Source organism: Promicromonospora citrea, from assembly GCF_013004695.1.
Lineage (GTDB): Bacteria > Actinomycetota > Actinomycetes > Actinomycetales > Cellulomonadaceae > Promicromonospora > Promicromonospora citrea.
In genome coordinates this window covers 22,656-30,521 of record NZ_JABEMG010000049.1, presented here as the reverse complement: position 1 = coordinate 30,521, position 7,866 = coordinate 22,656, and the positions used below count along the sequence as shown (strand labels likewise).

Here is a 7,866-nt window from a genome sequence, read left to right as displayed (position 1 = left end):
CCCGACCGCCAGGGCGACCGCGCAGGCCACCGCGACGAGCCCGGCCGACCATCCCGCGACGGCGCCGGTCCAGCCGGCGCCCGACCCGGTCAGCAGCCAGGCCGCGACCCAGGACGCGAGCGCGGCGGGCACCAGGCGCAGGTCGGTCACGGCCCCACCTGCGCGCTGTCGCGGATCTTCTCCAGCGTGGACGGGCCGATGCCCGGCACGTCCTCGAGCTCGTCGACGCTCGCGAAGGGGCCGTTGGCCGCACGCCACTCGACGATCGCCTGCGCGATCGCCGGCCCCACGCCGGGCAGGGCCTCGAGCGCCGCGGCACGTAGAGCTGCTCACCGTCCACGACGGCCCGGGCGAGGTTCACGGCCGTCAGATCGGCCTCACCGGTCACACCGCCGGCGGCCTCGAGCGCGTCGGCCACCCGGGCGCCGTCGGGCACCGTCACGAGCCCGGGCTCGTGCACCGCGCCGACGACGTGCACGAGCAGGCCCGCGGCGGCGGCGTCCGGGGCGCCGGGACCGGGACCGTCGTCCGTTCGTGGCGTGCCGAGAGGGACCGGCACGGACGGCGCCGGCGATCCGCCCGGCGACGTGCCGTCGGCGGCGGCGGGGGCGAGCGGTACCACGCCGTCCCCACGCAGCGCGAGCACCGCGACGCCCAGCCCGAGCAGGAGCACGGCCCCCACGGCGACCACCGCCGTCGGCCCGCGCAGCGCCCAGCGACGGGCGCCCTGCTCGGACCGGGGGTCCGCCGGATGGCCGTGCGCGGCGGCGTAGGCCGCTGCCACCCCGGCCGCGGACCGCCGGGAGCGCAGCCGGGCGACCAGCGCGTCGGTGTCGGTCGTGCCCGGGCCGGAGCCCGAGGAGGCCAGGGGCGGAGGGTCGTGGCGCGCGGCGTCGTCCGGCCTCTCGGCCTCGGGCACGGGGTCGAAGGGCCACGGGCCGGGCGGCCGGCGGTGCGCTGTCTCGGGCTGCATGGCTCACGACGCTAGGCGCGGTCGGCCGGCGCGGGGCCGCCCGGAGGGCGCTCTGTGCACGGGAGCCCGAGAACGGCTCCTGTGGTCGAGCTCCGCCCGCGGGAACGCCGTGTCGCGGGCTCGTCCGGCCGCGCACCGATCTCACCCGCTGCGGACCGATGAGTTCGCCGGTCGCCCGCCGTCGACCCTGCACACCACCTTGAACCACGGGAGCGAGCAGATGACCGACAGGAAGACCCTGACCCTCGACGCGCCGGGCGCCGTCCTCACCTACGACGTGCGCGAGGCCGCCACGCCGACCGACGAGCCGCCCCTGGTCCTCATCGGCCTGCCGATGGGCGCGGAGGGGTTCACGACCCTCGCGGGCCACTTCACCGACCGCACCGTGGTCACCTACGACCCCCGCGGTGTCGAGCGCAGCACGCGTGCCCCCGGCTCCACGCCGCCGGACATCGCGACGCACGCGGACGACGTGCACCGCGTCATCGAGGCGGTCGGCGGCGGACCGGTCGACCTGTTCGCGTCGAGCGGCGGCGCGGCGGTCGCCCTGGAGCTCGCGGCGGAGCACCCGGGCGACCTGCGGACCGTCGTCGCGCACGAGCCGCCGCTGCCGTCGGTGCTCCCCGACCGCGACGCCATGGTCGCCGCGATGCACGGCATCCACGACACCTACCAGGCCAAGGGCTTCGGCGCCGCCATGGCGAAGTTCATCGCGCTGGTCATGGTCGAGGGGGAGATCGGCCCGGAGTACCTCGCGCAGCCCGACCCGGACCCCGCGATGTTCGGCCTGCCGACCGAGGACGACGGGGCGCGCGACGATCTCATGTTCGGCGTCAACATGGTGTCGCTGCCCGGCTACGAGCCGCGCTACGACGAGCTCCGTGGCGGCACGCCCCGCCTCCTGGTCGCGGTCGGCGAGGCGACGGGTGAGCAGATGACCGGGCGGTCCGCACGGGCCACGGCGGAGCGGCTGGGCACCGAGCCCGTCGTCTTCCCCGGCGGTCACGGCGGGTTCAGCGGCGGCGAGTACGGCCAGCCGGCCGACAAGCCGGTCGAGTTCGCGGCCCGCCTGCGGGAGGTGCTGGCGGACTGACCCGCGCGGTCAGTGCGTGTGGTCCCCCAGGTCCGCGACGACGACCGCGAGCGTCCCCGGCCCCACGTGCACGCCCAGCACCGCGCTCAGCGGCGTCACCTCGACGTCGGCGCGGGTGCGGGTGTGCAGGCGGCCGGCCAGGGCCTGGGCCCGGTCGTGCGCGCCGAAGTGGTGGACGGCGACGACGGGACGCCGCGCCGCCGCCACGTACCCCGCTGCGAGCTCGAGCAGCCGCTCGGCACCGGCGGCGCGCGTGCGCACCCGCTGGGCGAGCTCGACCACGCCGTCGGACAGGCGAAGGATCGGTTTGACCCCGAGCACGGTGCCGAGCGCCGCGGCCGGGCCGGAGAGCCTGCCGCCGCGACGCAGGTGCTCCAGGGTGTCGACGACGAACACCGCCTGGGCCGTCCCCGCGACCTCGATGGCCCGCTGGGCGACGTGCTCGGCGTCCGCCCCGGCGGCCGCGCACTCCGCGGCGGCACGGGCGGCGAAGCCGAGACCTGCCGCGCCCGTCCGCGAGTCGACCGCGCGCACCTGGAGGGGCGACCGGGCCGCCGCGGTCCCCGCGGCGCCCACCGTCCCGGACAGGGCGCCCGACAGGTGCACCGACACGATCGAGCGCGCGCCCTGCTCGGCCAGGCCGCGGTAGGTGGTCGCGAACGCCTCGGGAGGCGGCTGCGAGGTGGTCACCCGCTCGCCGTCCGCGACGAGCTCGGCGAGTCTCTCCGGCGTGATGTCGGAACCCTCGGCGTACACGTCGTCGCCCACCAGCACGCGCAGCGGGACGACGGCCGGGCCGCCCGGCAGGTCGGCGGGCAGGCAGGCGGTCGAGTCGGTGACGACCCGCACCTCCTGGGGTGCTGCCGGGCGGGAAGGACGACGTCGGGTGCGCATGACCGCGCCACTCTATCCGCGCGGGGAACCGGACCGGTAAACGCGCCGGACGCTCCCCGCGCGGAGCATCACGGACCGACCTAGCATCCGAGACATGTCTGATGCATCGACGCCAGACCTCGCCCGGCTGCGCGAGGCCGCGGCGGCCGCCCAGGCGGCCCTGGACGAGGCGGAGCGCGCCGCCGCCGAGCAGGCCGCGGCCGACGAGCGGGCCGCGGCCCCCGCGGGCCCGACGGCGGGGCAGGCGCAGGCGCCCGAGGGGTACGCGGCGGAGGTCGCGGCGGGCTACGCCGCCGAGGCCACGCTCCCCCTCGGCGCTCTTCTCGAGGGCGATCCGGGCGGAGAGGCGACGCCGAACTCGCAGGTCCAGGTCGGTTTCGCGCTGTCGATGCTGAACCGGCACGGGCTCGTGGCCGGCGCGACGGGCACCGGCAAGACCAAGACGCTGCAGGGCATGGCCGAGGGGCTGTCCCAGGCCGGTGTCCCCGTCTTCCTCGCGGACATCAAGGGGGACCTCTCGGGCCTGGCGGTACCCGGCGCGGACAACCCGAAGGTCGCGGAGCGCGCGGCGAGCATCGGGCAGGACTGGACGCCCACGCAGTACCCGGTCGAGTTCTACTCGCTCGGCGGCATCGGCAAGGGGGTGCCGATCCGCACCACGGTCACCGACTTCGGTCCGCTCCTCATGTCCAAGGTGCTCGGCCTCAACGCGACCCAGGAGTCGAGTCTCTCCCTGATCTTCCACTGGGCGGACTCGAAGGGCCTCGCGCTGCTGGACCTCAAGGACCTGCAGTCGGTGATCGCCTACCTGACGTCCGACGAGGGCAAGGCGGAGCTCAAGGGCATCGGCGGCGTCTCCGCTGCGACGGCAGGCGTGATCCTGCGCGAGATCGTCGGTCTCGAGAGCCAGGGCGCCGACGCGTTCTTCGGCGAGCCCGCCTTCGCGACGTCGGACCTCATCGCGACCCACGGTGACCTCGGCGTGCTCAGCGTGCTCGAGCTGCCCGCGGTCCAGGACCGGCCGCAGCTCTTCTCGACCTTCCTCATGTGGCTGCTCGCGGACCTCTTCCAGGAGCTGCCCGAGGTGGGCGACGCCGACAAGCCGAAGCTCGTGTTCTTCTTCGACGAGGCGCACCTGCTGTTCGCCGACGCCTCCAAGGACTTCCTGCAGCAGGTGGTCCAGACGGTGCGGCTCATCCGGTCCAAGGGCGTCGGCGTGTTCTTCGTGACGCAGTCCCCCAAGGACGTGCCCGCCGACGTGCTGGCGCAGCTCGGCAACCGCGTGCAGCACGCCCTGCGTGCCTTCACGCCCGACGACGCCGCCGCGCTGCGGGCCGCCGCCCGCACCTTCCCGACGTCGCCCTACGACCTCGAACGGCTCCTGCAGGAGCTCGGCACGGGCGAGGCCGTCGTCACCGTGCTCACCGAGAAGGGTGCGCCGGCGCCGGTCGCGTGGACGCGGGTGCGGGCGCCGCAGGCCTCCATGGAGCCGGCGGGCGACGAGGTGATCGACCGCGTCGTCGCCGCCTCGCCGAAGCAGGCGACCTACGGCACGCCGGTCGACGCGGAGTCGGCGTTCGAGCTGCTCCAGGCGAAGGCGCAGGAACAGGCCGCGGACCGGGCAGCCGCCGACGGCGACGGACCGGTCGCCGAGGACAGGGACCGGCTCGCCAAGGATCGCGCCCGGATCGAGAAGGAGGCGGCGACGCGCGAGCGTGCCGAGACGCGGGCGAAGGAGAAGGCGGCCCGTGACCGGAACCGCGTCGTCACGTCGCTGGCCCGCACGGCGGGCACGGTCATCGTGCGCGAGCTGACGCGCTCCCTCTTCGGTACCCGCCGCCGCTGACGGTCTCGCCGAGCGCGGGATCTTCGCCGTGTCCGTGTGTCAGGGCGAAGATCCCGCACTCAGCGGGGACGTCAGGCCGGGACGATGTTGACCAGGTTCGGGGCGCGGACGATGACCTTGCGGATGCCGCGGCCGTCGAGGAACTTGACCACGTTCGGCTCCGCCAGCGCCGCCGCCTCGAGGTCGGCGTCGGGGATGTCGGGTGCCACCTCGATCCGGGCGCGGACCTTGCCCTGGACCTGCACCACGCAGGTCACGGTCTCCTGCACCAGGTACTGCTCGTCGGCCGTCGGGAACGACTCGTGCGCGAGCGACTCCTCGTGCCCGAGGCGGGACCACAGCTCCTCGGCGATGTGCGGCGCCACGGGTGCCGTCATCAGGATCAGGGGCTCCACGGCGGCGCGCGGCACCGCCGACAGGCCGGTCAGGTGGTTGTTGAGCGTGATGAGCTTCGCGATCGCCGTGTTGGGCCGCATGTTCTCCATCTCGGAGCGCACGTCGGCGATCGTGCGGTGGACGGCCCGGAGCGTCGCGGTGTCCGGCTCGTCGTCGGTCACGGTGACCTCGCCGGTCTCCTCCGAGACGACGTTGCGCCACAGACGCTGCAGGAACCGCTGCGAGCCGACGACGTCACGGGTGTTCCACGGACGCGACAGGTCGAGCGGTCCCATCGACATCTCGTAGACGCGGAAGGTGTCGGCGCCGTACTGCTCGTACATCTCGTCGGGCGTCACGACGTTCTTGAGCGACTTGCCCATCTTGCCGTACTCGCGGTTGACCGGCTGGCCCTGCCACGTGTAGCCGCTCTGCTCGTCGCCCTCGACCTCGGCGGCCGGGACGTACTGGCCGCGCGAGTCGGTGTACGCGTACGCCTGGATGTAGCCCTGGTTGAAGAGCTTGCCGAAGGGTTCGAGGCTCGTGACGTGCCCGAGGTCGAGCAGCACCTTGTGCCAGAACCGCGCGTAGAGCAGGTGGAGCACGGCGTGCTCGACGCCGCCCACGTAGAGGTCGACGCCGCCGGCCGGACCGGACGTCGCGTTGTGCCGCGGACCCAGCCAGTACTGCTCCAGCCCGGCGAGGGCGGGAGCCGTGGTCTCGGCGGGGTCGAGGTAGCGCAGGTAGTACCAGCACGAGCCGGCCCAGTTGGGCATCGTGTTCGTGTCGCGGCGGTAGGTCCGCGGACCGTCGCCGAGGTCGAGCGTGACGTTGACCCACTCGTCGTTGCGGCCCAGGGGCGCCTCCGGCTCGGAGGTCGCGTCGTCGGGGTCGAAGGTGCGCGGCGCGTAGTCCGGCACGTCCGGGAGGTCCACCGGCAGCATCGCGTCCGGGATCGCCACCGGGCGGTCGTCCTCGTCCCACACCACCGGGAACGGCTCGCCCCAGTAGCGCTGGCGGCTGAACAGCCAGTCGTTGAGGCGGTAGGTGGTCGTGCCCTCGCCGATGTTCTTGCTCTCGAGCCAGTCGATGATCGCCGCCTTGGCCTCCGCGACACCCAGGCCGTCCAGCGAGATCTCGTCGTTCGCGGAGCGGACCGCGACGCCCTCGCCCGCGTAGGCCCCGGTGTGGCCCTCGGGCAGGCCGCCCTCGGGCTCGACCGTGTACACGACGGGCAGGTCGTAGGCCTCCGCGAAGGCGTGGTCGCGCTCGTCGCCGCCCGGCACGGCCATGATCGCACCGGTGCCGTAGCCCATGAGCACGTAGTCGGCGGTGAACACGGGGATCTGCTCGCCGTTGACCGGGTTGACCGCGAGGTGGCCGGTGAACACACCGGTCTTCTTGCCCGCGTCGGCCTGGCGCTCGACCGCCGTCTTGGCCGACGCCTCGCGCCGGTAGGCCGCGACGGCCTCGGCCGGTGCCTCGTACCCGCCGGTCCACGCCGAGCGCGTGCCGTCGGGCCAGGCCGCCGGGACCTCGTCGAGCAGCGGGTGCTCGGGGGCGACGACCATGAACGTCGCACCGAACAGCGTGTCGGGGCGCGTGGTGAACACCTCGAGCGTGCCCGCGGCGCCCGCCGGGTCGTCGTCGGCGGTGCCGACCACATCGAACCGCACGTTCGCGCCGACCGACCGGCCGATCCAGTTGCGCTGCATCGACTTGACCTTGTCGGGCCAGTCGATGAGGTCGAGGTCGTCCGCGAGCCGGTCGGCGTACGCCGTGATGCGCATCTTCCACTGGCGCAGGTTGCGCTGGAAGACGGGGAAGTTGCCGCGCTCGGACCGGCCGTCGGCCGTGACCTCCTCGTTCGCGAGCACCGTGCCGAGCCCCGGGCACCAGTTCACCGGGGACGAGTCGACGTAGGCGAGGCGCTGGCCGTCGATGACGTCACGCCGCTCGAGCTCGCTCAGCCCGGCCCAGACGGCACCGCCGGTGTTGTCGCCGTCGTACCCGGGCACCGGGCGCGTGCCGGCCGCGAGCTCCTCGCGCAGCTCGGCGATGGGGCGCGCGCGGCCCGTGCCCGCCGCGGGACCCGGGCGCTCCGCCTCGGTGTCGTACCACGCGTCGAAGATCTGCAGGAAGATCCACTGCGTCCAGCGGACGTACTCGGGGTCGATCGTCGCGAAGGTGCGGCGCGGGTCGTGGCCCAGGCCGAGGCGGCGCAGCTGCCGCCGCATGTTGAGGATGTTGGCCTCGGTGGTGACGCGCGGGTGCTGGCCCGTCTGCACGGCGTACTGCTCGGCCGGCAGGCCGAACGCGTCGTACCCCAGGGCGTGCAGCACGTTGTCGCCGCACATGCGCCGGAACCGCCCGGTCACGTCCGTGGCGATGTAGCCCAGCGGGTGGCCGACGTGCAGACCCGCACCCGACGGGTACGGGAACATGTCCATGATGAAGTACGGGTCGCCCTGCGCCGGGCTCCCGCCCGGCCCCGTAAGTCGCCCCTGCGGGTTCGCCGCGTGGAAGGTTCCGCGCTCCTCCCACAGGTCCTGCCAGCGCAGCTCGATCTGCTGCGCGAGGGCCGGGGTGTAGCGGAAACGGGGCTCGTCCGTGGACGTGGTGCGCTCGGGTGCGTCGGGCATTGTCACGGCTGCGAGTCTACCGACCGCGCGAGCCCTCGGCCCC

Annotated in this window: 5 protein-coding genes and 1 pseudogene; 2 read left to right on the top strand and 4 right to left on the bottom strand. The window is 74.2% G+C overall.

Features of this window, described 5'->3' with window-relative positions; translation table 11 throughout:
* Nucleotides 1–146 precede the first annotated feature (146 nt).
* Together HLB15_RS24210 and HLB15_RS24205 are read right to left on the bottom strand one after the other, a co-directional pair.
* Complete coding sequence (locus HLB15_RS24210; RefSeq protein WP_311979571.1) at nucleotides 147–290, bottom strand: ComEA family DNA-binding protein; 144 nt, start codon at nucleotides 288–290, stop codon at nucleotides 147–149.
* A gap of 86 nt (nucleotides 291–376) precedes the next feature.
* Nucleotides 377–973: pseudogene (locus HLB15_RS24205) on the bottom strand (SLBB domain-containing protein); the annotation flags it as partial.
* 220 nt (nucleotides 974–1,193) lie between these two features.
* On the opposite strand from HLB15_RS24205, the gene HLB15_RS11415 reads away from it, so the two are divergent.
* Nucleotides 1,194–2,066, top strand: a complete 873-nt coding sequence (locus HLB15_RS11415) for an alpha/beta fold hydrolase (protein ID WP_171105698.1) — start codon at nucleotides 1,194–1,196, stop codon at nucleotides 2,064–2,066.
* 9 nt (nucleotides 2,067–2,075) lie between these two features.
* Here HLB15_RS11415 and HLB15_RS11410 read toward each other — a convergent pair whose 3' ends face one another.
* Nucleotides 2,076–2,960, bottom strand: a complete 885-nt coding sequence (locus HLB15_RS11410; RefSeq protein WP_212759761.1) for a DegV family protein — start codon at nucleotides 2,958–2,960, stop codon at nucleotides 2,076–2,078.
* Between the two features lie 94 nt (nucleotides 2,961–3,054).
* Here HLB15_RS11410 and HLB15_RS11405 point away from each other — a divergent pair, with 94 nt between their 5' ends.
* The gene (locus HLB15_RS11405) at nucleotides 3,055–4,806 is read left to right on the top strand and encodes a helicase HerA-like domain-containing protein (RefSeq protein ID WP_171105696.1); all 1,752 of its coding nucleotides are present in this window, start codon (nucleotides 3,055–3,057) and stop codon (nucleotides 4,804–4,806) included.
* Between the two features lie 71 nt (nucleotides 4,807–4,877).
* Here the strand turns inward: HLB15_RS11405 and leuS are convergent, their stop codons facing one another.
* Nucleotides 4,878–7,823 (bottom strand): leucine--tRNA ligase, encoded by a 2,946-nt coding sequence (gene leuS, locus HLB15_RS11400; RefSeq protein ID WP_171105708.1) that lies wholly within the window; start codon nucleotides 7,821–7,823, stop codon nucleotides 4,878–4,880.
* Nucleotides 7,824–7,866: the final 43 nt, after the last annotated feature.